32 protein-coding genes and 1 riboswitch are annotated in these 26,606 nt (G+C 36.9%); of the genes, 28 read left to right on the top strand and 4 right to left on the bottom strand.

The window, feature by feature from the left end:
• Nucleotides 1-234: 234 nt before the first annotated feature.
• The 12 genes from ACR65M_RS03500 to lysA all read left to right on the top strand — a co-directional run bounded on the left by ACR65M_RS03500 (nucleotide 235) and on the right by lysA (nucleotide 9,683).
• Nucleotides 235-1,395 (top strand): D-alanyl-D-alanine carboxypeptidase family protein, encoded by a 1,161-nt coding sequence (locus tag ACR65M_RS03500; RefSeq protein ID WP_341330978.1) that lies wholly within the window; start codon nucleotides 235-237, stop codon nucleotides 1,393-1,395.
• Between the two features lie 127 nt (nucleotides 1,396-1,522).
• A complete protein-coding gene (gene spoIIAA, locus ACR65M_RS03495; protein ID WP_099360595.1) occupies nucleotides 1,523-1,873 on the top strand; it encodes an anti-sigma F factor antagonist in 351 nt (116 codons plus the stop codon).
• Nucleotides 1,873-2,313 carry an anti-sigma F factor gene (spoIIAB, locus tag ACR65M_RS03490; RefSeq protein ID WP_341330979.1) on the top strand — a complete coding sequence of 147 codons (441 nt, stop codon included), beginning with the start codon at nucleotides 1,873-1,875 and terminating at the stop codon, nucleotides 2,311-2,313. Before spoIIAA ends, spoIIAB begins: the two co-directional genes overlap by 1 nt.
• A 12-nt stretch (nucleotides 2,314-2,325) precedes the next feature.
• A complete protein-coding gene (gene sigF, locus ACR65M_RS03485; RefSeq protein ID WP_099351763.1) occupies nucleotides 2,326-3,084 on the top strand; it encodes an RNA polymerase sporulation sigma factor SigF in 759 nt (252 codons plus the stop codon).
• Between the two features lie 134 nt (nucleotides 3,085-3,218).
• A complete protein-coding gene (locus ACR65M_RS03480; protein WP_341330980.1) occupies nucleotides 3,219-3,839 on the top strand; it encodes a stage V sporulation protein AA in 621 nt (206 codons plus the stop codon).
• A complete protein-coding gene (locus ACR65M_RS03475; protein ID WP_341330981.1) occupies nucleotides 3,829-4,248 on the top strand; it encodes a stage V sporulation protein AB in 420 nt (139 codons plus the stop codon). The genes ACR65M_RS03480 and ACR65M_RS03475 overlap by 11 nt, the downstream gene beginning before the upstream one ends.
• Nucleotides 4,249-4,286: 38 nt before the next feature.
• Nucleotides 4,287-4,748, top strand: a complete 462-nt coding sequence (gene spoVAC / locus ACR65M_RS03470) for a stage V sporulation protein AC (protein ID WP_341330982.1) — start codon at nucleotides 4,287-4,289, stop codon at nucleotides 4,746-4,748.
• A gap of 23 nt (nucleotides 4,749-4,771) precedes the next feature.
• Nucleotides 4,772-5,788, top strand: coding sequence for a stage V sporulation protein AD (gene spoVAD, locus ACR65M_RS03465; protein WP_341330983.1), 1,017 nt, complete (start codon nucleotides 4,772-4,774; stop codon nucleotides 5,786-5,788).
• Between the two features lie 3 nt (nucleotides 5,789-5,791).
• Entirely contained in the window at nucleotides 5,792-6,142 is a 351-nt protein-coding gene (gene spoVAE / locus ACR65M_RS03460) for a stage V sporulation protein AE (RefSeq protein ID WP_341330984.1), read from the top strand.
• Nucleotides 6,143-6,147: 5 nt separating this feature from the next.
• Complete coding sequence (gene spoVAEA / locus ACR65M_RS03455) at nucleotides 6,148-6,738, top strand: stage V sporulation protein SpoVABEA (RefSeq protein WP_341330985.1); 591 nt, start codon at nucleotides 6,148-6,150, stop codon at nucleotides 6,736-6,738.
• A gap of 7 nt (nucleotides 6,739-6,745) precedes the next feature.
• Complete coding sequence (locus ACR65M_RS03450) at nucleotides 6,746-8,188, top strand: spore germination protein (RefSeq protein ID WP_440272529.1); 1,443 nt, start codon at nucleotides 6,746-6,748, stop codon at nucleotides 8,186-8,188.
• Between the two features lie 175 nt (nucleotides 8,189-8,363).
• Nucleotides 8,364-9,683, top strand: a complete 1,320-nt coding sequence (gene lysA / locus ACR65M_RS03445; protein ID WP_341330986.1) for a diaminopimelate decarboxylase — start codon at nucleotides 8,364-8,366, stop codon at nucleotides 9,681-9,683.
• Nucleotides 9,684-9,732: 49 nt separating this feature from the next.
• Here the strand turns inward: lysA and ACR65M_RS03440 are convergent, their stop codons facing one another.
• The gene (locus ACR65M_RS03440; protein WP_341330987.1) at nucleotides 9,733-10,602 is read right to left on the bottom strand and encodes a DUF1002 domain-containing protein; all 870 of its coding nucleotides are present in this window, start codon (nucleotides 10,600-10,602) and stop codon (nucleotides 9,733-9,735) included.
• Nucleotides 10,603-10,794: 192 nt separating this feature from the next.
• Between ACR65M_RS03440 and ACR65M_RS03435 the strand changes: the two genes are divergently transcribed.
• The 6 genes from ACR65M_RS03435 to ACR65M_RS03410 all read left to right on the top strand — a co-directional run bounded on the left by ACR65M_RS03435 (nucleotide 10,795) and on the right by ACR65M_RS03410 (nucleotide 15,921).
• Nucleotides 10,795-11,229 (top strand): peptidylprolyl isomerase, encoded by a 435-nt coding sequence (locus tag ACR65M_RS03435; protein ID WP_341330988.1) that lies wholly within the window; start codon nucleotides 10,795-10,797, stop codon nucleotides 11,227-11,229.
• A gap of 289 nt (nucleotides 11,230-11,518) precedes the next feature.
• Nucleotides 11,519-11,718: riboswitch (FMN riboswitch) on the top strand.
• A gap of 185 nt (nucleotides 11,719-11,903) precedes the next feature.
• A complete protein-coding gene (gene ribD, locus ACR65M_RS03430) occupies nucleotides 11,904-12,995 on the top strand; it encodes a bifunctional diaminohydroxyphosphoribosylaminopyrimidine deaminase/5-amino-6-(5-phosphoribosylamino)uracil reductase RibD (RefSeq protein ID WP_341330989.1) in 1,092 nt (363 codons plus the stop codon).
• Between the two features lie 8 nt (nucleotides 12,996-13,003).
• Nucleotides 13,004-13,660: a riboflavin synthase gene (ribE, locus tag ACR65M_RS03425; RefSeq protein WP_341330990.1), complete on the top strand. Its 657-nt coding sequence runs from the start codon at nucleotides 13,004-13,006 to the stop codon at nucleotides 13,658-13,660.
• A 17-nt stretch (nucleotides 13,661-13,677) separates the two neighbouring features.
• On the top strand, nucleotides 13,678-14,847 hold the full coding sequence (locus tag ACR65M_RS03420; protein ID WP_440272528.1) for a bifunctional 3,4-dihydroxy-2-butanone-4-phosphate synthase/GTP cyclohydrolase II: 1,170 nt from the start codon (nucleotides 13,678-13,680) through the stop codon (nucleotides 14,845-14,847).
• A 39-nt stretch (nucleotides 14,848-14,886) separates the two neighbouring features.
• Nucleotides 14,887-15,354: a 6,7-dimethyl-8-ribityllumazine synthase gene (gene ribH / locus ACR65M_RS03415; protein ID WP_099351750.1), complete on the top strand. Its 468-nt coding sequence runs from the start codon at nucleotides 14,887-14,889 to the stop codon at nucleotides 15,352-15,354.
• A 189-nt stretch (nucleotides 15,355-15,543) separates the two neighbouring features.
• Complete coding sequence (locus ACR65M_RS03410) at nucleotides 15,544-15,921, top strand: GNAT family N-acetyltransferase (protein ID WP_099351749.1); 378 nt, start codon at nucleotides 15,544-15,546, stop codon at nucleotides 15,919-15,921.
• 11 nt (nucleotides 15,922-15,932) lie between these two features.
• Here ACR65M_RS03410 and ACR65M_RS03405 read toward each other — a convergent pair whose 3' ends face one another.
• Together ACR65M_RS03405 and ACR65M_RS03400 are read right to left on the bottom strand one after the other, a co-directional pair.
• Entirely contained in the window at nucleotides 15,933-16,463 is a 531-nt protein-coding gene (locus ACR65M_RS03405; protein WP_341333523.1) for a DUF309 domain-containing protein, read from the bottom strand.
• Between the two features lie 124 nt (nucleotides 16,464-16,587).
• Complete coding sequence (locus ACR65M_RS03400; RefSeq protein WP_077618657.1) at nucleotides 16,588-16,677, bottom strand: YjcZ family sporulation protein; 90 nt, start codon at nucleotides 16,675-16,677, stop codon at nucleotides 16,588-16,590.
• A gap of 400 nt (nucleotides 16,678-17,077) precedes the next feature.
• On the opposite strand from ACR65M_RS03400, the gene ACR65M_RS03395 reads away from it, so the two are divergent.
• The 3 genes from ACR65M_RS03395 (at nucleotide 17,078) to ACR65M_RS03385 (ending at nucleotide 18,921) form a co-directional block, all read left to right on the top strand.
• The gene (locus ACR65M_RS03395) at nucleotides 17,078-17,842 is read left to right on the top strand and encodes a segregation/condensation protein A (protein WP_099362702.1); all 765 of its coding nucleotides are present in this window, start codon (nucleotides 17,078-17,080) and stop codon (nucleotides 17,840-17,842) included.
• Nucleotides 17,842-18,432 (top strand): SMC-Scp complex subunit ScpB, encoded by a 591-nt coding sequence (gene scpB, locus ACR65M_RS03390; RefSeq protein ID WP_341330992.1) that lies wholly within the window; start codon nucleotides 17,842-17,844, stop codon nucleotides 18,430-18,432. Before ACR65M_RS03395 ends, scpB begins: the two co-directional genes overlap by 1 nt.
• Before the next feature lie 75 nt (nucleotides 18,433-18,507).
• Nucleotides 18,508-18,921, top strand: coding sequence for a hypothetical protein (locus tag ACR65M_RS03385; RefSeq protein ID WP_341330993.1), 414 nt, complete (start codon nucleotides 18,508-18,510; stop codon nucleotides 18,919-18,921).
• Nucleotides 18,922-18,965: 44 nt separating this feature from the next.
• Here ACR65M_RS03385 and ACR65M_RS03380 read toward each other — a convergent pair whose 3' ends face one another.
• Nucleotides 18,966-19,778: a DUF2935 domain-containing protein gene (locus tag ACR65M_RS03380; RefSeq protein ID WP_341330994.1), complete on the bottom strand. Its 813-nt coding sequence runs from the start codon at nucleotides 19,776-19,778 to the stop codon at nucleotides 18,966-18,968.
• Between the two features lie 204 nt (nucleotides 19,779-19,982).
• Between ACR65M_RS03380 and ACR65M_RS03375 the strand changes: the two genes are divergently transcribed.
• The 7 genes from ACR65M_RS03375 (at nucleotide 19,983) to ACR65M_RS03345 (ending at nucleotide 26,605) form a co-directional block, all read left to right on the top strand.
• A complete protein-coding gene (locus ACR65M_RS03375; protein WP_341330995.1) occupies nucleotides 19,983-20,855 on the top strand; it encodes a superoxide dismutase in 873 nt (290 codons plus the stop codon).
• 163 nt (nucleotides 20,856-21,018) lie between these two features.
• Nucleotides 21,019-22,161, top strand: a complete 1,143-nt coding sequence (locus ACR65M_RS03370; RefSeq protein WP_341330996.1) for a D-alanyl-D-alanine carboxypeptidase family protein — start codon at nucleotides 21,019-21,021, stop codon at nucleotides 22,159-22,161.
• 1 nt (nucleotide 22,162) lies between these two features.
• Entirely contained in the window at nucleotides 22,163-22,762 is a 600-nt protein-coding gene (locus ACR65M_RS03365; protein ID WP_341330997.1) for a nucleoside recognition domain-containing protein, read from the top strand.
• Nucleotides 22,759-23,292, top strand: a complete 534-nt coding sequence (locus tag ACR65M_RS03360; RefSeq protein WP_341330998.1) for a spore maturation protein — start codon at nucleotides 22,759-22,761, stop codon at nucleotides 23,290-23,292. The genes ACR65M_RS03365 and ACR65M_RS03360 overlap by 4 nt, the downstream gene beginning before the upstream one ends.
• A 124-nt stretch (nucleotides 23,293-23,416) precedes the next feature.
• Complete coding sequence (gene rluB, locus ACR65M_RS03355; protein WP_341330999.1) at nucleotides 23,417-24,151, top strand: 23S rRNA pseudouridine(2605) synthase RluB; 735 nt, start codon at nucleotides 23,417-23,419, stop codon at nucleotides 24,149-24,151.
• Between the two features lie 249 nt (nucleotides 24,152-24,400).
• Nucleotides 24,401-24,931: a thiol-disulfide oxidoreductase ResA gene (resA, locus tag ACR65M_RS03350; protein WP_341331000.1), complete on the top strand. Its 531-nt coding sequence runs from the start codon at nucleotides 24,401-24,403 to the stop codon at nucleotides 24,929-24,931.
• A gap of 12 nt (nucleotides 24,932-24,943) precedes the next feature.
• Entirely contained in the window at nucleotides 24,944-26,605 is a 1,662-nt protein-coding gene (locus ACR65M_RS03345; RefSeq protein WP_341331001.1) for a cytochrome c biogenesis ResB family protein, read from the top strand.
• The last annotated feature ends 1 nt before the right edge of the window (nucleotide 26,606 follow it).

Here is a 26,606-nt window from a genome sequence, read left to right as displayed (position 1 = left end):
AAACATAAGGACACTTCTTTCTGTTTGGATTTTGTGTGGTAACTTAATTTTAACAAAGAATGTCCTTATTTTTTATTTAAAAATAATCAAAGCCTGTGAAATTTTACTCATAGTAAAAATTCACAGGCTTTTTCAGTTCAGAGGAGGGTTTTGTCCCAGCCTCTTTTTTATTTTTTGTATATTTTTTAATTTCTTGGAAAAAATGGGAAGGTATAAAGAATGGAGGGTTTGGAGATGAAACGCGTATTTAGTCTGTTAATTTCAACACTGATAATTTTTACTTTTAGCCCTTTCGCTTCCGCACAGGAATCAACTGTTGATTTAGCGAATAATGCAAAATCTGCAATTCTTATTGAACGTGATACAGGGAAGGTACTTTACGAGAAAAATAGTGATGAAAAGCTTTCCCCTGCGAGCATGACAAAAATCATGACAATGCTGTTAATCATGGAAGCTCTTGATAAAGGTAGTATCACCTATTCTGAGAAAGTTAGAACAAGTGAACACGCCGCATCTATGGGTGGATCACAAATCTTCCTTGAGCCAGGCGAAGAAATGACGGTTGAAGAAATGTTAAAAGGAATTGCAATCGGTTCAGGAAATGATGCATCAGTAGCCATGGCAGAAAAGATAGCAGGCTCTGAAGAAGCTTTCGTTGAAATGATGAATAAAAAAGTGGAGGAATTAGGCCTTAAAAATACTTTATTTCAAAATCCAACTGGCCTTCCTGCGGAAAATCATTATAGCTCTGCCCACGACATGGCAATCATGGCAAAGGAATTGCTAAAATACGAGGATATTACTAAATTCACGGGTCAATACGAGGATTATTTACGTCAAAACACTGAAAATAAGTTTTGGCTAGTTAATACCAATCGCCTTGTCCGATTCTATCCAGGTGTGGATGGCTTAAAAACTGGCTTTACAACAGAGGCAAAATATTGCTTAACAGCTACTGCCGAAAAGGAAAATATGCGTCTGATCTCGGTTATCTTTGGAGCCCCAACACCAAAAGATCGTAATGCACAAGTAACAAAAATGCTTGATTTTGGATTTAGTCAGTACAAGACACATCCTTTATATGAACGCAATCAGGAAGTTGCTGAAGCAAAGGTAAGTAAGGGTAGTGAAAAAAGGATAAAGCTTGTTACGTCAGAACCAATTTCACTATTAACGAAAAAAGGTGAAAAAGTTGATGATGTACAAAAAGAAGTGGTTGTCGCTGAAAAGCTAAATGCGCCGATTAAAAAAGGTGACGATATTGGAAAATTGGTAATTAAAAAAGATGGAAAAGTATTAAGTGAAAGCCCTCTTGTTGCGGACAAAGATATTGATGCTGCTAGTTGGTGGAAATTATTTAAGCGTACAATGGGGTCGTTTAATAGAACTCCATAAGGAATCCTTTTCTTTTAATAAATACCTACTTTTTTTGCCGAATGAACACTAGTTTTGTCATCTAGAAGGATTCTACCATGTAAATAGCGAAAAGACTCACTATACGATTTTAAGGAGGCATTGTAAAGTGAGTCTTGGTATTGAACTTGAGGTAAAACACAATGTGTTATGTATTCGGCTTACAGGTGAGCTAGACCATCATACAGCTGAAGAATTACGATTAAAGGTGACAGATACGATTGAAAGTAATCAAATTAATCACATCTTATTGAATCTTGAAAAGCTTACTTTTATGGATAGCTCAGGATTAGGTGTCATTTTAGGAAGATACAAACAAATAAAAAATTTAGGTGGAGAAATGGTTGTTTGTTCAATTTCTCCGCAGGTCGAACGTTTATTTGAAATGTCAGGACTTTTCAAAATCATTCGATTAGAGCGTAGTGAGTCGTTTGCGCTTCAGTCATTGGGGGTGGCGTAATGAAAAACGAAATGCACCTTCAGTTTTCTGCACTAAGCCAAAACGAATCATTTGCTCGTGTTGCAGTAGCAGCATTTATTACACAACTCGATCCAACCTTAGACGAACTCACAGAAATTAAGACAGTTGTGTCTGAGGCCGTAACAAACTCAATTATTCATGGATATGAAAGTGACCCAAGCGGGATTGTTTATATTTCATGCAAAATTGAAGACAGTACTGTATATATCACCATAAGAGATGAAGGAATTGGAATTAATAATCTCGAGGAAGCAAGGCAGCCATTGTTTACAACAAAGCCAGAACTCGAACGCTCGGGTATGGGCTTTACAATCATGGAAAATTTCATGGATGAGTTTGATGTAGAAACAGGTTCAGCTAGAGGTACAACATTACGGCTAACAAAGCATTTATCAAAGAGTAAAGCGTTATGCAATTAAGGAGACTTGCCAATGGATGTGGAGGTCAAGAACACCAAAAGTGAAACGTATTTAAAAGATAATGAAGTTAAGAATCTAATCAAACTCAGTCAAGAAGGACGACAGGAAGCACGTGATTTAATCGTCCAAAAGAATATGAGGTTAGTTTGGTCTGTTGTACAAAGGTTTTTAAATCGAGGCTATGAACCAGATGATTTGTTTCAAATAGGCTGCATTGGACTTTTGAAGTCAGTTGATAAATTTGATTTATCATATGACGTGAAATTTTCAACCTATGCTGTACCAATGATTATCGGTGAAATCCAACGTTTTATACGAGATGATGGAACGGTAAAGGTGAGTCGTTCCTTAAAGGAGACCGGAAATAAAATCCGAAAAGCCAAGGATGAATTGTCAAAGCAGTTTGGTAGGGTTCCTACGATTGCAGAGATAGCCGAGTACTTGGAAATTACTCCCGAAGATGTTGTTTTAGCACAAGAGGCAAGTCGAGCACCTTCATCTATACATGAAACTGTATATGAAAATGATGGTGATCCAATTACATTACTTGATCAAATAGCAGATAATAATGAAACAAAATGGTTTGATAAGATTGCTTTAAAAGAAGCAATTCGCGAGTTAGACGAGCGTGAGAGACTAATCGTTTTCCTCCGCTATTACAAGGATCAAACCCAATCCGAAGTCGCGACGAGGCTTGGTATATCCCAAGTTCAAGTATCCCGACTAGAGAAAAAAATATTGCAGCAAATGAAAGACCGAATGGACGTTTAATCCATTCGGTTTTTTGTTTTTTCTCATTTAATTAAGCCGTGGTAATTCTTGGAGTTTGCTGTCTAATCGCATTAGAAGATAAAGATTTAACATACTACATATATAAGGAAAACAATGTGTAGGGTGTGAAAGAGATGGAAAAATCAATTTATCTCCGAATGCGCCATCGCGTACTAGTACAACCCAATGCAACAATAAAAATAGGACAAATCGTACAGATTAGTGCGGAAGAAAAGGTTGCACAGGAAATTAAAAATATCGTCATTCATCAAGTAAGTAAAAAAGACAAAAACATTGTTGTCATTGATGTAATGAAGGTGATTGATCAGATTAGAAGACAATTTCCCCAAATTGATGTTCAAACGGTAGGGCCTGCACAAACAATCATTGAAATTGCCATAAAGAAAAGAAGGTTTACACCTGCACTATTTGTGGCCGTTTGGTTTTTATTATTTGTTGGAGCTGCACTTACCATGATGAATTTCCATGAAGATGTATCGATGAGGGAGGTTCATATTCGCATCTATACTATGATTACTGGTGATGAGGTTCTAAAACCATTGCTTTTCCAAATACCGTATTCAATAGGTTTAGGTCTAGGGATGATTTTATTTTTTAATCACTTCTTCCGCAAACGTCTTAACGAAGAACCAAGTCCACTTGAAGTAGAAATGTTTAATTACCAACAGGATTTAGATAACTATCTCATTATTACAGAAAATAAAGAAAGTATGAAGCACGTCGATGACAATTAAGGTCCTTCTTATTATCTTTCTTGGATTAGGAAGTGGACTAGCGGTTGGTGGAGGTTTTGTTGCCTTTTTGGCAGTATTAGGGATCATCCCAAGGCTTACACAATTAACGAAAACGATGAAATTCATTCGTTTTTATGAATGGGGTGTAGTGCTCGGTGCTGTATTCGGTAGCTGGTTTACTCTAAATGATCAGATCTTTTATTTATGGGATCTGGTAGTACTTCCAGTGGGATTAGCGAGTGGGATATTCGTTGGTATGTTGGCTGCTGCTCTTACTGAGGTACTGAATGTTTTTCCGATATTAGCTAAAAGAATTGGGATTGAAAATAAAATCGTAATATTGGTCATGGCGATTGTTTTCGGAAAAATTGTTGGGTCCTTGTTCCAATGGATCTATTTTGTAAAATAACATATTCTTATATTTTGCACGCGAGGAGTGAACATAAAGTGGCTACTAAGAAAAAGATCAAAGACGATTATAAAAATAGTATTAAGAAGTACCAGCCAAAGCCACGATACTTTATTAATTGTCTTAAAGCATTTCTTGTAGGTGGAGCGATATGCTGTGTCGGACAAGGAATCCAAAATTTCTATATGACGGTCTTTCACTTTTCAGAAAAGGATGTTGGAAATCCAACTGTAGCAACCCTTATATTAATTTCTGCCTTGCTAACTGGCTTTGGTCTATACGATAAACTTGGTCAGTTTGCAGGAGCGGGGTCTGCAGTTCCTGTAACAGGTTTCGCAAATTCGATGACGAGTGCCGCAATGGAATATAAAAGTGAAGGTATCGTATTAGGGATCGCCACAAATATGTTTAAGCTAGCAGGAAGTGTTATCGTATTTGGAGCTGTTTCTGCGTATATTGTGGGGATTATTCGATACTTCTTTAGGCTCACAATTTCTTGAATGATTGCAAGGAGTGGACTTTAATGAGGCTAGTTGGAAAACAAACATGGGTATATAAAAACCAAATCTATTTAAATTCAACGGGTACGGCGGTTGGACCAAAAGAAGGTCAAGGTCCTTTAGGCGCTAGTTTTGATATAAAATATGATGATTTGCATTGTGGTGAAGATTCTTGGGAATTAGCTGAAAGAAGACTAATGGTTGAATCTGTTGATTCTTGTCTGCAAAAAGTAAACTTAACAAATGATGATATAGATTTCTTTTTAGCAGGTGATTTGTTAAATCAAAACGTGACGACAAACTATACAGCGAGACACCACCAAATCCCTCTAATATGTATGTTTGGTGCTTGTTCCACATCTATGGAGACACTGGCTGTTGGATCAGCATTAGTCGATGCCGGATTTGCAAACCGTATACTAGCATCTACTAGCAGTCATAATGCGACAGCAGAAAGGCAATTCCGATATCCAACTGAATATGGTGGACAAAAGCCTGATTCTGCAACATTTACAGCTACCGGTGGGGGAACAGCTCTTGTAAGTAAAGAGAAAGGTCCAATCCGAATTACATCTGCAACAATTGGAAGGGTCATGGATTTAGGAATAACAAATCCATTTGATATGGGTTCTGCAATGGCACCAGCTGCTGCAGATACCATCATTCGACATTTTAAGGATTTAAATATCAATCAAGATGAATATGATTTGATTGTCACTGGTGACTTATCAGGTGTAGGAAGCCCTATTTTGAAGGAAATGGTTAAAGAAGAAGGCTATGATTTAGGTAATAAATATAATGATTGTGGGCTTATGTTGTATCATTCAGACCAGGAAGTTTTTGCGGGTGGAAGTGGTTGTGCGTGTTCAGCAATTGTAACCTATGGACATATTGTCAAAGAATTAATTAGCGGCAATTTAAATAAAGTTTTCATTGTTGCAACGGGTGCACTCCTTAGCCCAACCATGATACAACAAAAAGAAACAATTCCTACAATCGCACATGGTGTTGTTTTGGAAAGAGTACAGGGTGGTGAGTAAGATATGGAATATTTATATGCTTTTTTAGTCGGAGGAGCAATATGTATTGTAGGACAACTCTTACTTGATTTTGCAAAATTAACACCTGCTCATGTAATGAGTATTTTTGTCGTACTTGGGTCAATCTTAGATGGATTTGATTTATACGACAATTTAATAAGATTTGCAGGCGCTGGTGCAACTGTTCCAATTACGAGCTTTGGTCATTCCCTTTTACATGGTGCCATGCAAAGTGCAGAGGATCATGGTTTTATAGGAATCGCTATGGGAATCTTTGAATTGACGTCTGCTGGTATATCCTCCGCAATATTGTTCTCTTTCTTAGTTGCATTGATCTTCAGAGCGAAAGGATAGCATATATGGACGAAACTAGAAGAAGAGTCATTCTAGTAACAGATGGCGATGAATATGCACAAAAAACATTAGAATATATTGCAAAAGAGGTGGGAGGACGGTGTATTTCTAATTCACAAGGAAATCCAACCACCTTAACAGGAAATGAAATGGTGGAATACATCCTTCAATCCCCCCATGACCCTGTTTTTGTGATGTTTGATGATAGTGGGTATTTGGGTGAAGGTGCTGGCGAGCATGCATTAAAGTTTGTCGCAACGCATCCGAAAATTGAAGTATTAGGCATTATTGCAGTAGCATCGAAAACGCATCAAACAGAATGGGCAAAGGTTGATATATGTATTGACCGGGACGGTAATCTAACGGAATACGGTGTAGACAAGAGCGGGTTAACTGAATTTGACATTGGTCGAATAAACGGAGATACCGTATATTGTCTAGACGAACTGGATGTTCCAATAATTGTGGGTATTGGAGATATTGGAAAAATGGCACGTAAGGATGATATTAAAATTGGTGCCCCAATTACAAGAAAGGCAGTGGATCTAATACTCGAAAGGAGTGGTTACGATCGGAAAGGAAACAACGACAACTAAAACTCCAATCTCTCCTGATATAGTAAAAAATGATCATTTTTTTAAAACACATATAGGCATGGGTACGGGAAGCTTTGATATCGGAGTTAGAAAAATAAAAATTTTAAAGAAAGATGTTCATCTTTATTATTTAAATGGACTTTGCGACACTCAATTTATCGTTCAACTCTTAAAGGAACTAGTTAATGTTAATGATAAAGAAACGAACGTAAATCAAGCTTTCAACGTAATTGAAAACCGGCTTGTACATCAACAGGTAAGTACAATTAAGAACTTAGACGAGGGAGTAGATCAATTACTTTCAGGGCTCATTCTTATTTTAGTCGAAGGGGAAGACTCTGGATTAGCCGTAGATGTAAGAAGTTACCCAGGAAGAACACCGCAGGAGCCCGATACTGAAAAAGTAATTCGAGGTTCACGTGATGGCTATGTAGAAAACATTATTGTCAATTGTGCATTAACGAGAAGAAGGATAAGAGATGAGAGACTTCGCCATGAGATTATGCAAGTTGGAGAAAGATCGAAAACGGATATATGCATCTCTTATATTAAAGATGTAGCGAACCCAGACTTAGTGGACATTATTCGAAAAGAACTAAAAAGCATTAACGTCGATGGATTAACAATGGCAGATAAGACGATTGAAGAATTTATCGTTAATCAAGGTTTTAATCCCTATCCATTAGTTCGATATACGGAACGTCCAGATGTAGCAGCAACTCACTTACTTGAAGGACATGTTGTGATTATGGTTGATACATCTCCAAGTGTCATTATTACTCCAACTACAATGTTTCATCATGTGCAGCATGCGGAGGAATATCGCCAAGCTCCCGCCGTTGGTACATTGTTGAGATGGACAAGATTTATTGGAATTTTAGCATCAATCTTTCTTTTGCCGCTTTGGTTTTTATTAGTATTAGAACCTGACATGATTCCAAAAGCAATTGATTATATTGGTCCAAATGAGAAATCGAATATACCGATCGTAGTTCAAATATTTCTCGCTGATATGGGAATTGAATTCTTAAGGATGGCGGCCATACATACGCCAACCCCATTATCTACCGCAATGGGATTAATTGCAGCTGCTTTAATTGGTCAAATTGCAATTGATGTTGGCTTGTTTGTTCCAGAGGTTATTCTATATGTCGCGATTGCTGCGATTGGAACATTTGCAACACCAAGCTATGAATTAAGTGCTGCGAATAAGATAGCAAGATTGTTCTTATTAATACTCGTAGCCATATTTAAAACACCAGGTTTTGTCATAGGTTGTACACTCTATTTCTTGTTCTTAGCGAATATTCGTTCTCTTAACACACCATATTTATGGCCATTTTTACCATTTAATGCAAAAGCTTTATTACAAATCTTCATTCGAACATCAGTTCCTGGGGCAAAACTAAGACCGAGTATTGTACATCCTCAAAAACCTTTCAAACAATAGTTGCACCATATTATACGTTGTGTTAATCTAATTTTCATATAGCACAGCGTTAAAGAAGGGATAGACAGCTGATGACTATATCAGCTGTCTTTTCTTCTTTAATGATGGTGTGGCACGAAAGTGTGCTTAACGAAAAAGGCTCTGATGAGTACTTTACAGAAACGAGGGGAATTAGATGTATCTACATGGAACAAGCAAGGTAAATGAAAAAAACCACTTAGAAATTGGTGGCGTTGACACAGTAGAATTAGCAAAACAATACGGAACACCTTTATATGTGTATGACGTAGCACTTATCAGAGAGCGAGCAAGAGGTTTCTTTGAAACATTCAACCGATTAGGTATTCCTGCACAGGTTGCGTATGCGAGTAAAGCCTTTTCAACAATTGCGATGTTTCAGCTAGCTGAAGAAGAAGGGCTTTCCCTAGATGTCGTTTCTGGCGGAGAATTATTTACTGCGTTACAAGCAGGATTCCCAGTAGAACGAATCCACTTCCATGGAAATAATAAAAGCTATGAAGAACTAGATATGGCGATAAAAAATAAGATTGGCTGTATTGTTGTTGACAACTTTTATGAACTTTCATTATTAGAGCAAGTTTGTATTGAAAATAAAACAACGGTAAAGATTTTATTACGTGTAACACCTGGAGTTGAAGCACACACTCATGATTATATTACAACTGGTCAGGATGATTCGAAATTTGGATTTGGACTAGAAAATGGACAGGCAGACAAGGCCGTAGAGCTTGCTTTTCAGTCAGAATCTTTAAATTTATTAGGTATTCATTCTCATATTGGTTCACAAATCTTCGAGACAACAGGGTTTTTGGTTGCTGCAGGCAAGATGTTTGGTAAACTCAAGGAATGGAAAGATCGCTTCGGTTTTACACCTAAAGTATTAAATTTAGGCGGCGGTTTTGGAATTCGCTACACCGAAGAAGATAAACCACTACCACCATCAGAGTACGTAGAAGCAATCATTGGGGAAGTAAAGAAACATGCAGATGACCTTTCCATCGATATACCAGAAATTTGGATTGAGCCTGGCAGATCGATTGTAGGGGACGCGGGGACAACCATCTATTCTGTAGGCTCACGAAAAGAAGTTCCAAATATTCGACAATACCTTGCTGTTGACGGAGGCATGACGGATAATATTAGACCTGCATTATATCAGGCGAAATATGAGGCTGTCTTAGCTAATCGTGTACAGGATCCAGTAGAGGAAACTGTATCGATTGCCGGAAAATGCTGTGAATCCGGGGATATGCTAATTTGGGATTTACCATTACCAAAAGCAAGTTCAGATGATATGTTAGCGGTGTTCTGTACAGGGGCATACGGATACGCAATGGCTAATAATTATAACCGTATTCCAAGACCTGCAGTTGTGTTTGTTGAGAATGGAGAAGCACAGTTAGTAGTTCAACGTGAAAGCTATGAGGATCTTGTAAGATTAGACGTTCCATTAAAATCAAAAGTAGTTGAATAAACAGTAAATAAAAAACCCACTATTTTCGTGGGTTTTTATTTATTGCCAATTATTTAAACAAACCTTTAATAGCGTCTATGAGATTGACAAAGAATTCTTTTAGTTTATCTAGAAAACTTTGCCCTTCCTCAGACTCAAGAAAATTTGTTAGCTTTTCTTTAGCTAGATTTAGTTGTTCTCCAACTTGATTCCAGTCAATATTGAGTTCTAATAACTTATTGAACAACTCCATTAATCTTGTTATGTCAGCATCAGTTAGTGTGATTCCTAAGTCATTGGCTGCATTAACGATAATAGTCCTGAGTTCCTCATCGTTTTTGGGAGCATTTTTTGCAATCTCATCTTTTATTTTTGCCATTAATGCCGCAGCATCTTCCGCTCCAATTTTTTCACTTAATTTTGTTGTTTCTACCATTTCTTCGTTTGCAATCTGCTTCACTTCTTCTGGAATAGCTTTATCAGAGGAAACTTCATATGCTTTAATAATTCCAGTTAGTGCAGCGGTTCCAGAAACATTACCTGGACCGGTTACAAAGATTTTTGCATCTTTAACTCCAGCTGTAATTAATGCATTTGCATACATTTCCTCTGTAATTAAGGTGATATGCTCCGTTATCGTTACATCTAATCCAGATCCTTTTTCTCCAATGGTAATAGAAGCAGAGGATAAGGCCTTGTTGCCAATTCTAGCCTTTGGAATGTATTGACCAAGGTATTGGTGTTCTTCTTCATTTGTAACAACCACAATTTGTGGGTTCTCAGGTGCGTTCATTTCGTTTAAAATTGTTTCTTTTTGAGTTTCTGTTAAGTCTTGACCAAGTGTAATAATCACATCTCCAGGTACAGCGTCAGCGAAGCTAAGTGATGGAAAAATGAGTGAAAATACAAGTAAAAATGAGAGTATACGTTTATTTTTCAAACTAGTTCCTCCTTTATTTGTAGAAAAACAAGGTATCCATCGTACTTATTATACATTATTCTCAATTATAAATATCTTATTGACTCGTATTTAGGAAATCTCCCCTCTTTCGTATTGGATTATTAGAACCATTTATAGTAAAATGAACTCGTTCAATACATATGGACGAAAGAAAATGAGCGGAGGTTTCAAATGAAAAAAGCAAGCATTGAATTCGAAAATGGAGAAAAAATTGTAATTGAGTTATATCCAAATGAAGCACCTGGAACAGTAGCAAACTTTGAAAAACTTGCGAACGAAGGTTTCTACAATGGCCTTACATTCCATCGTGTAATTCCAGGCTTTGTTGCACAAGGTGGTTGCCCACGCGGAAACGGAACTGGTGGACCAGGTTATTCTATAAAGTGTGAAACTGAAGGAAATCCACATAAACATGTGGCTGGAGCGTTATCAATGGCGCATGCTGGAAAAGATACTGGTGGAAGCCAATTTTTCATCGTACATGAGCCACAACCTCATTTAGATGGAGTACATACAGTATTTGGTCAGGTGATTGAAGGCTTAGAGTCTGTTTATCGCATTAAACAAGGCGATATTATGAAAGAAGTTAAAGTTTGGGAAGAATAAAAAAGTAGATTTTTGACACAACAAGTGAAACTTGTTGTGTCTTTTTCTTTTATTGTCCTATAATATTGCTTGAGGTGAAACTACATGGGAAAAGGAAAATGGACAGTTTTTTTTGTTCTATTATTATTATCTTTGGCTTGGGGAGTCATTTATTGGTTGTTTATTGTCTAATTTTGGTTAAATATTATGAATAAGTGATAATTTTGAATGCAGAAGCGTATAATTCGACAAAATAATAATACTTTATGTTATACTGTTTTAAATCGCTAAAAATTATTATTAATTAAATATTTTCCTTCGGGGTTAGGTGAAATTCCTTACCGACGGTAATGAACAATTTGTTCTAAGCCCGTGACCCATTTTAATGCCGCATTTTATGTTGGTTGGCCCTTTCGCCATAAGAAACAAGGTTTTGGTTTCTTATTTAAAATGGTGGACTTGGTGAGAATCCAAGGCCGACAGTTAAAGTCTGGATGGGAGAAGGATGTTAGGTACGTACAGGTATGTGAAAAAATTTGCTCATTATACCCTTATTTGTGTTGGGCAAAAGTACATATTGTGTTACTTGATTACATCTATCAGACCCCGGATTGTATTCCGAGGTCTTTTTTATTTTGGTAACTAAGATAGAAACTCCCGAATAAGTAAAAGATAAAAGAAAGGAGCGTAGTAAAATGAGAGATCAGGATTATATGAATTTAGCGATAAATGTAGCAAAAGCGGGGGTCGGACAAACCACTCCAAACCCTGTTGTGGGTGCAATTATTGTAAATGAAGGACGAGTTGTAGGAATCGGAGCACATCTGAAAGCGGGAGAACCTCATGCAGAGGTACATGCTATTAGGATGGCAGGAGAAAAGGCTCAAAATGCAACTGCTTATGTCACATTGGAGCCATGCAGTCACCATGGGAAAACCCCACCTTGTGCAGATTTGTTAATAACAAGTAAGGTAAAAAGAGTTGTAGTTGCAACCACAGACCCTAATCCACTCGTCGCTGGAAAAGGCATTGCCAAACTAAAAGCAGCAGGAATTGAAGTAGAGGTTGGGGTTTGTAAGGAACAAGCTGATGCATTAAACTCAGTCTTTTTTCACTATTTAGAAAAAAAGCGACCATATATAACACTAAAGTCTGCTACCACTCTTGATGGAAAAATAGCGACCGTTACTGGTGAGAGCAAGTGGATAACAGGTGACGCTGCAAGACAAGACGTTCATTTATATCGTAGTATACATGATGCCATTCTTGTTGGTGTTAACACGGTACTTATGGACAACCCAAGCTTAACAACTAGACTTCCAAATGGTACGGGGAAAAATCCTATTCGTGTTATTTTGGATTCAAAATTACGAACTCCACTGGATTCACAAATTGTAAATGACGGCAAAGCAGAGACATGGATTATTGTTTCCAACCAAGTAAACCAGGAGAAAATAAACGAGTTTTCTGGAAAAAAAGGTGTTCGAATTATTCAATTACAAGAGGCTAATTTAGCTATCAGCACCATGTTAACAAGGTTAGGTGAAGAAGGGATCACCTCAATTTTTGTGGAAGGTGGAGCTGAAGTGAATGGCAGCTTTTTAAAGGAAAAAGCGATTAACCAGGTTATCGTTTATTTAGCACCAAAACTATTTGGTGGCAAGCAAGCACCAACGGCAATTGGTGGCTCTGGAATTGAATCGATTGATGATTCATTACAATTAACAATTACATCGGTCGAACAGCTTGGAGAAGATGTAAAAATCATAGCCGAACCGGTATTGTAGGTGAAAGAATGTTTACAGGAATTGTAGAAGAAATCGGGAAAATTAAGGCGATAAATGGATCACAGGATTCGGTTGAAATGGTTATTAAAGCTAGAAAAATACTTGATGATGTGAATCTTGGAGATAGTATTTCCGTTAATGGGGTTTGTCTAACGGTGACCGAATTTACATCAGATGGATTCACGGTTGATGTGATGCCTGAGACGGTTAAATCAACCTCGTTACGTGATTTGCAACGCAATGATGATGTCAACCTCGAAAGAGCAATGTCTGCAAATGGGCGTTTTGGAGGACATATCGTTTCAGGACATGTGGATGGTATCGGAAAAATTGTTCGAAAAGAGCCCAAAGGGAATGCGGTGTATTATGAAATCGAAATTCCTGAAGAACTTATCGAGTTCATGATTTATAAAGGATCAGTAACCGTTGATGGAACGAGTTTGACGATCTTTGGGCTAACGAAAAATACATTTACTCTCTCGCTCATACCTCATACTCTAACAGAAACAATTTTGCGAAAAAAAGGAGTAGGAGACATTGTAAACATTGAGTGTGACATGCTTGGCAAATATGTCAGTCAATTTATGCAAAGGTCCTTTGCGAAAGGAAACTCAACTAAAACAAAGATTACAGCAAGCTTTTTAGAAGAACATGGCTTTAAATAACAAAAGGGGGGAATTCAATGTTTGATCCAATCGAAGAAGCACTTGCAGAACTAAAACAAGGAAAAGTAATTATTGTATGTGATGATGAAGATCGTGAAAATGAAGGAGATTTTATCGCGATTGCTGATAAAGCAACCCCAGAGGTTATTAATTTTATGATCACACATGGACGTGGACTCGTATGTACTCCCATTACAGAGACTTTAGCGAAAAAACTAAATCTTGAGCCAATGGTGGCGCACAATACGGATCCACATGGAACTGCATTTACAGTGAGTATCGACCATAAAACAACTACAACTGGTATTAGTGCAATCGAACGTTCAACAACAATAATGGAGTTACTTAATCCGGAGTCTAAAGCGTCCGACTTCAAAAGACCAGGTCATGTCTTTCCTTTGATTGTTAAGGAAGGTGGAGTACTTCGAAGAGCCGGTCATACCGAAGCGGCTGTTGACTTAGCCGCGCTTTCAGGTGCAGAGCCTGCGGGAGTGATTTGTGAAATTGTCAAAGAAGACGGAACAATGGCTAGAGTTTCTGATTTACGTAAGATCGCAGATGAATTTAACTTAAAAATGATTACGATTGAAGACTTAATTCGATATCGAAATCGTAAAGAAAAATTGGTTAAAAGAGAAGTTGAAGTAACCATTCCAACAGAATATGGAGACTTTAAAGCGATTGGATACACCAGTCTTATTGATAATAAGGAACATATTGCACTTGTAAAAGGTGAGATTAGTGAAACAGAACCGATATTAGTTAGAGTACATTCGGAATGCATAGCTGGGGATGTATTCGGCTCAAAGCAATGCGAATGTGGACCACAGCTTCATGCAGCATTGCGCCAAATCGAGCAAGTGGGTTCCGGAATCCTCCTTTATATGCGTCAAGAGGGTAGAGGACCTGGTTTAATTAATAAAATGCGTGCTTATAAACTCCAAGAAGAAGGACATGACTCTGCTGAAATTTCTAAAAAACTAGGGGGATTACCGGAATTAAGGGATTATGGGATTGGTGCACAAATCCTTAGAGATCTAGGCATTAAGAAAATGAAACTCTTAACGAATAACCCAAGAAAAATTGCTGGCCTTGAGGGATATAATTTAGAGATTGTTGACCGTATTCCCATTCAAATAGATGAAACAAAAGGTACGGAAAATTTAGGGCATATACTTCATTTTTAATAAAATAGAACAAATAACTTATAACATAGGAGGATCATGATGAATAAAATTTATGAAGGACATTTAGTTGGTACAGGTTTACGAGTAGGGATAGTAGTTGCACGTTTTAATGAATTTATTACAGCGAAGCTACTAAGCGGATCACTTGATGCACTGAAAAGACATGGAGTTGCAGATGAAGATGTTGAAATAGCATGGGTTCCAGGAGCGTTTGAACTTCCGTTAATCGCAAAAAAGATGGCTGAATCGAACAAATATGATGCAGTTATTGCGTTAGGTACTGTAATTAGAGGTTCAACTTCTCACTATGATTATGTTTGTAACGAAGTAGCAAAAGGATTGGCTGCAACTGCATTATCCACTGGAAAACCTGTTATGTTTGGTGTTTTAACAACAGATACAATTGAACAAGCAATCGAGAGAGCAGGAACAAAAGCAGGAAATAAAGGATGGGATTCTGCGGTAACTGCAATTGAAATGGCGAATTTATCCCGTTCTTTTGAATAATATATAAGTTTTTGTATAGAATTACAAGATATTGGTAATAATTTAAATTTAAGGGTATTCCAAAAAGACTATGGAAAAAAAGAATAGAAAATGGTACTCTTAATTAATGTGATAAGGTTAGTCCAAAAGTAGTAGACAGTTTGAAAAAATATACTACTCGGAAAGTTTTTTCGATAATGAGGGATTTATATGTTAATTCGTTATAAAAAGAATTATGAGAAAATCGCAATGGGGCTTCTTTCATTTATGCCGACTGAAAAGGACTTAAAGAACCTGCAAGCAACGATGAAGCAATATGATGAAGATGACACTCAGCAGTTATTCTTGTGGAAAGAAGAAGATATTGTAGGAATTATCGGAACAACAATCCATGACGGGAATCTTGTAGAAATTCAACATATCTGTGTCAATCCATCCCATCGATACCAAGGCATTGGGAAAAAGATGGTGAAGGCACTTAAAGAGCATTTTCCAGAACGTGAGTTACGACCAAATGAACATACCGCAGCCTTTTTTGAGAAATGTGATTTCTCGGAGAATGAAAAATGCGAAGAAGGACAGTCCTAAGACTGTCCTTCTTATTTTTCGTTCCTTAATTTTTGCTTTTTGATGAATTGTTTTTGTCTCTCAGCAATTACTTCACTTCTATCACGTAATCTATGTTTATGGATCAATTCTATATTTGATAAGTCACTCTTGGTCCCCCAAGGTATCCCAATTTGTAAAGCTTGGGAACCACAAGTTTCTATAAGGACTTGATCATTAAGTGGTAAGTTAATACTTTCATAGGGTGCGCCGATTTCAACTTCATGATATTTCTTTTGTAATATTTCAATCAACTTATCAACTTGTATGCCTAACTGAGATAAGGCAGTTTTTTGGGCTTTACATATCGTTAATGCACTTTTCATCATTCGTAAAGCACCTGCATGATTTCCACGCCGTTGATGATAAAGGGAAACTGCAATTTGAATTAAACCGACCCAATATTGCTTTCTTTCTGCAACAGGGTCTTTTTTCCAATGATCCTCTAATATTTCATGACATTCAAAATAGTCCCGGTCACAATGGAAGTGAATTAGATATTCAATATAAGCTTGAGGGTACAAGTGGCTTAACACACTCCTTTATCAATATGTATATGTAGTTTATCATATTTTCACATCCATAACATGGACTAAATAAGGTGCTCAGCAAAATGCCGAACACCTTATTGTCAAATTTTAGTTTTTCTTAGAACCAAGCTGCACCAACAATAATTAAAAGAATAAATAATACTACGATTAAGGCAAATCCGCCTCCGAAGTTATATCCGTCACCCATGTAAAATACCTCCTTAATTTTCTTGGTTACACAGTTATAGTATGGTTTTTACTTCTTCATGTGTGGGCGATTGTCCATATTAACACTATTTTTTTTGAAAAAATTTGGAACAAATATCCACAAACCTGATATGGCTTGAATGCAAATTATGTTCTATACTAATTATTGTGTTAAAATTAACTTGAATCAGCAGAGGTTCCTGCTGGTTAATGATAAAGCCTCAGGCGGAGACATGTGAGTTTCAATGGAAGCTTTATGGCCAGAAAGTTCAAAGAAAAAGAATGCCACTTCATGTGGTTACGTCTTTTTGACACACTTCCTGTAGGCCAAAATTCTGGGTGCAAATACACTTAGGCGTAATAATTAAATTGAAATTGTGATGAAGGGTTTTTTTGGTGAGATGAGCGAGGAATTACATTACAGCGTAAAAATAGACTCCTTTGAAGGTCCGTTAGACCTTCTTTTACATTTAATCAATCGATTAGAAATTGATATTTATGATATACCAGTAGCGGAAATTACTGAACAATACTTAATTTATATACATGCTATGAAAGTATTACAATTAGATATAGCAAGCGAATATCTTGTCATGGCTGCTACGCTTTTAGCAATTAAAAGTAAAATGCTGCTTCCAAAGCAGGAAGAAGAGCTTATTGACGAAAATTCAGAATTTGAATTTGAAGAAGACCCACGTGAAGATTTAATGAATCGCTTGATTGAATACCGCAAATATAAAAATGCTGCTGATGACTTAAAACATTTAGAAGAAGAACGGTCTCAGTTATTTACAAAACCTCCAAGTGACTTAAGTGAGTTTACGAAGGATGTTACAATCGATCATTCATTAGATGTCAATATCTATGACATGCTAGGAGCCTTTCAAAAGCTAATGCGACGTAAAAAACTGCAGAGACCATTAGCGACAAGAATCACAAGGCAAGAAATACCCATCGAGAAAAGGATGGAAGAGATTATTCATGAATTAAAAGGGTATCGTGGAAAAAAGAAATTCACAGAGCTTTTTCCATACCATGATAAAAATCATATGGTTGTCACATTCCTTGCGCTTCTTGAATTAATGAAAAAGAATGCTGTGTTAATTGAACAACAGAACAATTTTTCAGAGATTTATATATCGAGTATGGAAAGGGATTTTATGTAATGAAATTAATAGATTGGAAAGCCGTTATCGAAGGGCTTCTTTTTGCTGCCGGTGATGAGGGTTTGACATTAAAACAAATGGCACTTGTTTTAGAGATTAATGAGAGTACGGCTCTAGATATCATCAATGAATTAATAAATGATTATCAGCAAGCTGGCAGAGGTATTAATCTAGTTGAAGTAGCTGGAACCTACCAACTCACAACAAAAAAGGAACATGCCGTGTATCTAAAAAAACTAGTAGAATCACCTTCATCCTCTTCATTATCACAGGCTGCCTTAGAAACACTAGCAATTATTGCTTATCGTCAGCCGATTACACGTGCAGAAGTCGAAGAAATCCGTGGAGTGAAGACGGAAAGACCGATTCAAACCTTAATGGCAAAGGCATTGATTAAGGAAGTTGGACGTGTTGAAGGAACAGGGAGGGCTATTTTGTATGGCACAACGAAGGAGTTTTTAGAGTATTTTGGATTAAAAACTTTAAAAGAACTACCTCCACTTCCTGAAAAAGTAGATGAGGAATATGTTCAAGAGGAAGCAGACCTGTTTTTTGAAAGATTTCAAGAAACAATAGAAGATTCAAATTAATTCACCTTAAATAAGTTAACTATGGTAATATGAAGATATATCTAAGTGGAAAATGCTGGCTGATGAGGTGAAATTGTGATAATTAAAAAATGTAGTGGATTTGAGCTTGAGAAAACGTTAAAAAATACTTTTGAAGACTTCTTTAATCAATCTGAAGTCACATTCGTTGAAGATGGAGAAGAAAAAACTTTACAAGTCCTATATTTACGTTATTTTGATGAACAATTTACATCATTTACTCCTTTTGCTGAAGATCCAGTTTTTACAATTGATTCGAATGAAGTTTATTTCAAGGATCTCGTAGCATTAGTTTGTTTACTTAAAAACCCAGGGTACCGTCACCGTAAACGGGTATACCTCAATGAACAAAAACAATTTGAAGAACATTTTAAAGAGATACAATTTGAGAGATTGAAAGAAATTTTTACACATCTCCATCATAAAAACAGCTATGAAGTAAAATCACCACTGGAATTTTTACAACCATAAAAACAGACCCCAATTGCTAGTCTTTCGAGCAATTGGGGTTTTCTTTATTCTTGAACGCGCGGCTTTGTGGGATCACAATTTGGTTGATCGATTTCCTTTGCGGATTGGGCTAATTTAATTAAGTAATAACATTCTTCTCTTGCCATATGGTCTGCCATTAGTGGGGTAAGGACGCCTAGGATTTCTTTATTTAATTGCATCTCCTCTAACTCTTCAAGAAACCCTTTGAAAATTTTCATCTCTAATTCTACATCATTGTTAAAACGGGAAAGGGCAGGAAATTCATACTGATTGGTACGTAAGAATCCAACCATTTCTACTGCTTTCAAGTAAAAATCCTCCCATTCCTTAACAAATTTCTCGCTTTTTTTGAGTAATTCTTTTTCAACTCGGTCAACATTTGAAGATATTCCACCCGCGTGACCTGCAGCATCTAATAGCCAAATGAGGTGGTGATGAAGCGCATGAGTTGGTGGTACATTTTTTCCTTCTACTAGGAAGCTGGATACCCGAAGCCATTCATCTAATTCGTTGACCATATGATTGATAAAAGAAGGAGTAAGGCTAATTTTTACATTTCCAACCAATTGTTCTTTGATAATATCTAACTTTAAAATGCGAAGCTGTTCTCCTGCAATTCTACCTTCTTTAATAATAGCAATTAGTTGAACTGTAGAGAGAGGCTGACGTGCAGCATTTAACAAATAGTCAAATTTGTTTTTAAATTGTTTGGTTTGGGAAATTTTCGCTTCTTCACTAGGTGCTAATGAATCGTGTAAAAATCGACTGTGGTCACCTAAAATTTGCATCCAAAATTGGGTTTCAAATATAGCTTGCTCTTGAAAAGAATGGTTCAATTCGTTATACCTCCTAATAATGTATATCCATGTAATTAAATGAAAGTCATTTTTATTGATTAGGCGTTTGTCTTGATTTCTATATGTATCTGTATGTAGAAACGATAAAAGTGGTGAATCATAAACAGACATTTTCTCCCTTAAAGTCACGAAATTGGGTTACACGCATACGATAGTGACGATTAAACCCTAGGGAGGATTAAGATGAGCACCCCTGAAAAGTATGTAGAAGAAGTGAAACAATGGTTTTTGAAGCTGAAAGGTCAATTCGATAATGAACGGAATGAAGACCTGCAATCTTGTTTATCAAATTTTTCATCTTTCTTAGATTCAATAGAAGAGAATTTAACACCTACTAGTTTGCTTGAGTTGCAGGAGCAAGTGGAGAAACTTTATAATGCTGGATTAAGATTTACCGACCAGTCAAAAGATGAGCTTGGAGAGGTAAGAAGGGTAGGTATTGGTCAACATACATTACCACCTCTCCCATATGACTATGATGCGCTCGAGCCATATATTTCAAAAGAGATCATGAGACTGCATCATGATAAACACCATAAAAGCTATGTTGATGGTTTAAATAAGGCGGAGAAAATGATGGAAAAAGCACGCGACACAGGTGATTACGATTTATTAAAACATTGGGAAAGAGAAGCTGCTTTTAATGGTTCTGGTCACTATTTGCATACGATATTTTGGGAAGTGATGAAGCCAAAAGGTGGAGGAATGCCAGGGCGAGAATTGCTTCGGCAGATTAATAGGGATTTTGGGAGTTTTGAGGTGTTTAAGAGACATTTCAGTGAAGCTGCGAATAAGGTCGAAGGAGTCGGTTGGGCGATTCTAGTATGGTCGCCAAGGGCAGGACGCTTAGAAATCCTTCAAGCAGAACGTCATCAGTTCATGACACAATGGGATACGATTCCTTTACTCGTATTAGACGTTTGGGAGCACGCTTATTATCTACAATATAAAAACGTTCGTGCAGATTATGTGAAAAATTGGTGGAATATCGTCAACTGGAATCAAGTTGAACATCGGTTTAAGGAAGCTTCAAAACTTCAATGGAAACAGTATTAGTTACTTATTTGCTAAGCTGACCCTGTGCTGGTCAGTTTTTTTGTGTCTATTTTACTATCTAACTCCAGGTGCCCTCCGTTTTTCTAGTTTTACATATTTTATTCATATAGTTGGACATGTTCTGCATACACTTTTACAAAACAGCAAAAGGGACGGGGATCGAATGACATTAATTCGCAGAAGAATTTTTATACTTACCATCACTGTTATGGTTCTCTTAGGCTTAGTTCCTCAAAAAACGAGCGCGCTTTCTGTTAGTGCAAAAGGTGCGATCTTAATAGAGCAAGAGTCTGGTAGAATATTGTTTGAAAAAAATGCTCATCAACGTATGAGAATCGCAAGTATTACAAAAATCATGACAGCTATTTTAGCCATTGAATCAGGGAAACTTGACGAGATGGTAAAGGTGAGTAATAAAGCTGTACGAACAGAAGGCTCCTCATTATATTTAAAGCCAAACGAACAAATAAAGCTTGAGGATCTAGTTTATGGATTGATGTTACGATCTGGAAATGACTCTGCAGTTGCTATCGCCGAGCATGTGGGTGGTAGCTTGGAAGGCTTTGTTTTTATGATGAACCAAAAAGCTGCTGAAATTGGTATGCAAAATACAGAGTTTGCAAATCCTCATGGCTTGGATGACCACGAGAATCACTATTCATCTGCTTATGATATGGCCATATTAACAAGATATGCGATGATGAACGAAAAATATCGGGAGATTGCCGGTACAAAGGTACACCGTGCACCTAATCCTACTGAGAAATGGGATCGTGTTTGGAGAAATAAAAACAAGTTACTTACGAAGCTTTACCCGTATAGCACAGGTGGAAAAACAGGCTATACCAAGCGTGCAAAACGGACCTTGGTATCAACTGCAACAAAGGATGGTATTGATTTAATAGCGGTAACGATTAATGCATCTGATGACTGGAATGATCACATGAATATGTTTAACAGAGCTTTTGAAACGTATGATTTAGTGAAGCTCATCAAAGAAGGCGATGTTCAAACAGATAATCGTTTTTATAAAGGGAAAGTATTTGTGGATCATGACTTTATGTACCCTCTTAGTGAGGAAGAGAGAAAAAATGTTAAACTCGATATTTCATTGTTAGAACCTGAAAAAGAGTGGCGTAAACCAGAAACAGTTCCTGATATTGTAGGGACTATTACGGTGAACCTTGGTGATGAGACAATTGAAGAGATGCCTATCTATTTTGATAACGGCAATGTGAAAAGGTCCAAGGAAACATTCTGGGAAACACTGAAAAGTATTTTTCTAGTAATTTTAGGGGTTAGATGACATGGTTAATATCATTTGGGTTGCGATGACAATTATCGGTATTATCTTTGCGATTGTGAATGGAACAATTAGTGAGGTAAACGAAGCAATCTTTAAGGGAGCATCCGAAGCAGTTACTATTTGCATCGGTCTAATTAGTGTCCTGGTTTTTTGGTTAGGACTTATGAGAATTGCACAAGAGGCAGGGTTATTAGAAAAACTTTCAAAATTATTCCGCCCTCTCGTTAGTCGAATATTCCCAGAGGTTCCTGTCCAACATCCAGCAATGGGGTATATGCTTTCAAATATGATTGCTAATATGTTTGGACTCGGCAATGCCGCAACACCCATGGGAATTAAAGCGATGGAGCAGTTGAAGGAGCTAAATGGCGGAAAAACGTCAGCAAGCCGCTCAATGATAACTTTTCTAGCAATTAATACAGCGAGTGTAACCCTCATACCTACAACAGTTATTGCAATTAGAATGACCTATAATTCTGAAAATCCAACTGAAATAGTAGGGCCTACTCTTGTTGTAACTATTATTTCTGCTATAGGTGCCATATTGATTGATCGTTATTTTTATTACCGAAGAGTGAAGAAGGGTGGCGTTGAAAAATGAATATGATAAACACCTTGTCACTCTGGCTTATACCTGGCATAATTGGATTCATACTATTGTACGGAACTGCAAAAAGAATCCCTACCTATGAAACTTTTGTAGAGGGTGGTAAGGAAGGAATAAAAATTGCCTTTTCTATTATCCCGTATTTAGTTGGAATGTTAGTTGCAATTTCGATATTTAGAGCTTCAGGCGCAATGGACTTTTTCATTAATTTAATTCGCCCTGCACTAGAATTCGTTGGCTTCCCAGCAGAAATTGCTCCACTAGCTTTAATAAGGACAATGTCTGGTACAGCTGCTTTAGGTATGACAACGGATCTTATTGCTACATATGGTCCGGATTCTTTTATTGGTAGACTTGCATCAATTATGCAAGGAAGTACGGATACTACCCTTTATGTATTAACAGTCTATTTCGGAGCAGTTGGAATTAAAAAAATGGGAGATGCGCTGAAAGTTGGTCTACTAGCTGATTTATTAGGAATAATTGTAAGTATCATAGCAGTTACTTTAATATTTGGTTCTTAAAAAACACGTAAAAATAGCGTGTTTTTCTTTTTTTTAGGAAACTTCTGGGTTGGGCATACTAGAGAATGTTTTTATCTTGTGAAAACACAAAGAAACAAGTAAGATGTTTAAGGGGTGAGCATAGATGGAACGTTTACAGAAAGTAATAGCACATGCAGGTGTAGCATCAAGAAGAAAAGCTGAGGAACTTATTGCTGCCGGACATGTTAAGGTGAATGGTAAGGTTGTAAAGGAGCTAGGGATTAAAGTAGGCTCAAACGATAAAATTGAGGTAAGCGGCATTCCACTTGAAAGAGAAGAGCCTGTTTATTTTTTATTTTATAAACCGCGTTCTGTGATATCTAGTGTAAGTGATGATAAGGGTAGAAAAGTTGTAACGGACTTTTTCCCAGAGACAAAAGAACGTATTTATCCAGTTGGAAGACTCGATTATGATACGTCCGGATTGCTTTTACTAACGAATGACGGTGAGTTTGCAAATCTTTTAATGCATCCTAAGTATGAGATTGAGAAGGTTTATGTGGCGAAACTTAAGGGTATTCCAGCAAAAGAAAAGCTTCGTCAATTAGAAAGAGGAATAAAGCTAGAAGATGGTAAGACGGCTCCTGCTAGAGTGAAGCTTATTTCAATGGATAAGCGTAAACAAACTTCAATTGTCGAAATTAGCATTCATGAAGGAAGAAACAGACAGGTTAAAAGAATGTTTGAGGCGATTGGACATCAAGTAATGAAGCTTAAGAGAGAAAAGTTTGGCTTCCTTACACTAAACGGCTTAACTACTGGTGAGTTCAGAGAACTGCTTCCACATGAAGTTAAACAATTAAGAGCTTTAGCAAGTACGAAAAATAATCGTTTGTAGGGAATGGATTTGTTCAGGTCAAAGAAGCTTTACTCGCCTATTTTATAAGACAAAGCATGACTAAATTACATGAATTTTTTTGGAAAATTAGCTTTCTCTTAAATCTCATGAAATTTAGCGCAACGTTGATTGGCGATAATGGTTCTCAATTGTCACATAACCTTCAAAATGTATGCAATGTTGCTATATTAATAAGTGCTATAATGGCAAAGGAAGTACACATCAAAACAAACATAAAGGGAGATTTCAATGGACAAGAAAAGGCGACGATTAGTTATGCGGACCGTCATATTATTACTTCTCGGCGCTGCACTCGTTTATACATTGTATATCAATTTCTTTACTAGTAAGGAAAAAGTTGCAGTAGGGGATAAGGCACCAGATTTTGTCGTAACAGATTTGAACGGGAAAGAACACCATTTGTCGGAGTATAGAGGGGAAAAAGGTGTGTTCTTAAACTTCTGGGGTACTTGGTGTGAACCGTGTCAACGTGAATTCCCATATATTGATACACATTATCAGGAATATAAGAATCAAGGTATTGAAGTCATCGCAATCAATGTTGGTGAGCCGAAGTTTAGTGTTAATAATTTTATTGAAAAGTATGACTTATCATTTCCTGTTGTAATCGATAAAGGAAACCAGTTGTTAAATGCCTATGGAATTGACCCCTTGCCAACAACTTTATTAATTGATAAAGATGGAGAAGTTGTGAAAATAATCACGGGCGAGATGACAAATAAGATGGTACGAGATTATATGGAGCAAATTAAGCCATAGGGAGTTATTTTTATGGAAAACGTTAAATGCGAATGTGGGCATGTAAATCCACATGGTACAATTTTTTGTGAGGCTTGTGGTAAACCTGTCCAAAACGAAGAAGAAAAACAGGGTGAAAAAGAGAAAAAGCCATTGCTTGATATGAGGTATGAGGGTAGTGCAAGGCGCTCTCAAACTTATAATAAAACAATCGTTGATAAAATATGGAATTTCTTTTCCTCTGTAAAAGTGGGGATTTGGATCATCGTTGTGCTTCTAATTGCTTCTGCATTAGGGACAATTTATCCGCAAGAATTATACATACCTCCTGCGATGAATCCAGCAGATTTCTATGAACAAGAGTATGGTATCACTGGAAGATTATATTATCAGTTAGGTTTCCACAACCTTTATGGTTCTTGGTGGTATATGATTCTAATTGCAATGCTTGGTATTTCCTTAATTATTTGTAGCATAGACCGTGTAGTACCACTGTATAAAGCATTAAAAAAACAGGGGGTTACACGTCATGAAAGCTTCCTAAAAAGACAACGTGTATATGGAAAAAACACTGTTGAAAATATTGATAAGGACTTTGAAAATGTTAAGGATAAATTAAGGAAGAAACATTATTCTGTCCGTGAAGAAAATGGGAATATTTTAGCCGAAAAGGGTCGTTTTTCTCGATGGGGGCCATATGTAAACCATTGTGGACTTATTCTTTTTCTTATTGGTGCAATGCTCCGTTTTGTACCTGGAATGTACATTGATGAAGTACTCTGGCTTCGTGAGGGAGAAACAGCAAGTGTTCCAGGAACAGATGGGAAATATTACTTAAAGAGTGAACGATTTCTTGTAGAAGTTTACGAGAAGGGCAAAGAAAAAGAAGTATTTGATGAAGCGATTGAACTTGCCGGAAATGCAATGGTAGTTAAAAACTATCAAACAGATGTTACTTTATTCGAACGAACAGATGAAATTATTCCTGGGGTGGAACCAGAATTAAAAGAAGTTAAATCTCATGAAATTCGAGTAAATGAACCATTAAAGCATGACCATTATGCAGTCTACCAAGTTGATTATAAATTAAATGAATTTAGCACGATGTCCTTTACAATGGTAGATAAAGAGACGAACCAGGAATTTGGTTCAATTACAATTAACTTAACAGATCCGCAAGATAAATATGATTTAGGTAATGGATATTCAATCGAGTTAGCAAGCTATTTCCCTGATTTCTATTTTAATGATGAAGGGGAGCCTGCCACAAAAACAAAGATTCCAAATAACCCAGCATTCGTATTTAAAATGTATGCTCCGGATAAACCAGAAGGTGAAATCAGTTTCGTAGCTATTCAGCAAAATATCGAACCTGTGGGTGAGAATAAGTATAAAATGGCTTTTTCTGGTATTGATATGAAGAATGTATCTGGATTAACAGTTAGAAGAGACTTTACTTTATGGTTACTTGCTGTGGGTGGTGCAATCTTTATGATTGGTGTTATTCAAGGATCATACTGGCATCATCGTCGGATCTGGATTCAGCGAAAAAATAATGAAGTTATTGTTGCAGGACATACAAATAAAAACTGGTTTGGTTTGAAAAATGAAATTCGTTATGTTTTGGCCGATACCGGAATCGCCGAACCTATCGATCAAGTTGATGCGAAAAATAAGGAAAGTAAGGAGGGATAAA

Source organism: Ferdinandcohnia sp. SAFN-114 (assembly GCF_059415045.1).
Note: the sequence above shows the minus strand (reverse complement) of the source record. Positions and strands in the feature narration are given on the sequence as shown.

Bases quoted from the DNA above. Each gene is read 5' to 3' on its own strand.
- rluB (WP_341330999.1), top strand. From the start codon at position 23,417: ATGGAACGTTTACAGAAAGTAATAGCACATGCAGGTGTAGCATCAAGA.
- ACR65M_RS03345 (WP_341331001.1), top strand. From the start codon at position 24,944: ATGGAAAACGTTAAATGCGAATGTGGGCATGTAAATCCACATGGTACA.
- ACR65M_RS03400 (WP_077618657.1), bottom strand. From the start codon at position 16,677: ATGGGTGACGGATATAACTTCGGAGGCGGATTTGCCTTAATCGTAGTA.
- ACR65M_RS03475 (WP_341330981.1), top strand. From the start codon at position 3,829: ATGACAATTAAGGTCCTTCTTATTATCTTTCTTGGATTAGGAAGTGGA.
- ACR65M_RS03375 (WP_341330995.1), top strand. From the start codon at position 19,983: ATGAGCACCCCTGAAAAGTATGTAGAAGAAGTGAAACAATGGTTTTTG.
- ribE (WP_341330990.1), top strand. From the start codon at position 13,004: ATGTTTACAGGAATTGTAGAAGAAATCGGGAAAATTAAGGCGATAAAT.
- spoVAEA (WP_341330985.1), top strand. From the start codon at position 6,148: ATGGACGAAACTAGAAGAAGAGTCATTCTAGTAACAGATGGCGATGAA.
- spoVAD (WP_341330983.1), top strand. From the start codon at position 4,772: ATGAGGCTAGTTGGAAAACAAACATGGGTATATAAAAACCAAATCTAT.
- lysA (WP_341330986.1), top strand. From the start codon at position 8,364: ATGTATCTACATGGAACAAGCAAGGTAAATGAAAAAAACCACTTAGAA.
- ACR65M_RS03365 (WP_341330997.1), top strand. From the start codon at position 22,163: ATGGTTAATATCATTTGGGTTGCGATGACAATTATCGGTATTATCTTT.
- ACR65M_RS03420 (WP_440272528.1), top strand. From the start codon at position 13,678: ATGTTTGATCCAATCGAAGAAGCACTTGCAGAACTAAAACAAGGAAAA.
- ACR65M_RS03435 (WP_341330988.1), top strand. From the start codon at position 10,795: ATGAAAAAAGCAAGCATTGAATTCGAAAATGGAGAAAAAATTGTAATT.
- resA (WP_341331000.1), top strand. From the start codon at position 24,401: ATGGACAAGAAAAGGCGACGATTAGTTATGCGGACCGTCATATTATTA.
- spoVAE (WP_341330984.1), top strand. From the start codon at position 5,792: ATGGAATATTTATATGCTTTTTTAGTCGGAGGAGCAATATGTATTGTA.
- sigF (WP_099351763.1), top strand. From the start codon at position 2,326: ATGGATGTGGAGGTCAAGAACACCAAAAGTGAAACGTATTTAAAAGAT.
- ACR65M_RS03370 (WP_341330996.1), top strand. From the start codon at position 21,019: ATGACATTAATTCGCAGAAGAATTTTTATACTTACCATCACTGTTATG.
- ribH (WP_099351750.1), top strand. From the start codon at position 14,887: ATGAATAAAATTTATGAAGGACATTTAGTTGGTACAGGTTTACGAGTA.
- ACR65M_RS03480 (WP_341330980.1), top strand. From the start codon at position 3,219: ATGGAAAAATCAATTTATCTCCGAATGCGCCATCGCGTACTAGTACAA.
- ACR65M_RS03360 (WP_341330998.1), top strand. From the start codon at position 22,759: ATGAATATGATAAACACCTTGTCACTCTGGCTTATACCTGGCATAATT.
- ACR65M_RS03500 (WP_341330978.1), top strand. From the start codon at position 235: ATGAAACGCGTATTTAGTCTGTTAATTTCAACACTGATAATTTTTACT.
- ACR65M_RS03410 (WP_099351749.1), top strand. From the start codon at position 15,544: ATGTTAATTCGTTATAAAAAGAATTATGAGAAAATCGCAATGGGGCTT.
- scpB (WP_341330992.1), top strand. From the start codon at position 17,842: ATGAAATTAATAGATTGGAAAGCCGTTATCGAAGGGCTTCTTTTTGCT.
- spoIIAB (WP_341330979.1), top strand. From the start codon at position 1,873: ATGAAAAACGAAATGCACCTTCAGTTTTCTGCACTAAGCCAAAACGAA.
- ACR65M_RS03395 (WP_099362702.1), top strand. From the start codon at position 17,078: ATGAGCGAGGAATTACATTACAGCGTAAAAATAGACTCCTTTGAAGGT.
- ribD (WP_341330989.1), top strand. From the start codon at position 11,904: ATGAGAGATCAGGATTATATGAATTTAGCGATAAATGTAGCAAAAGCG.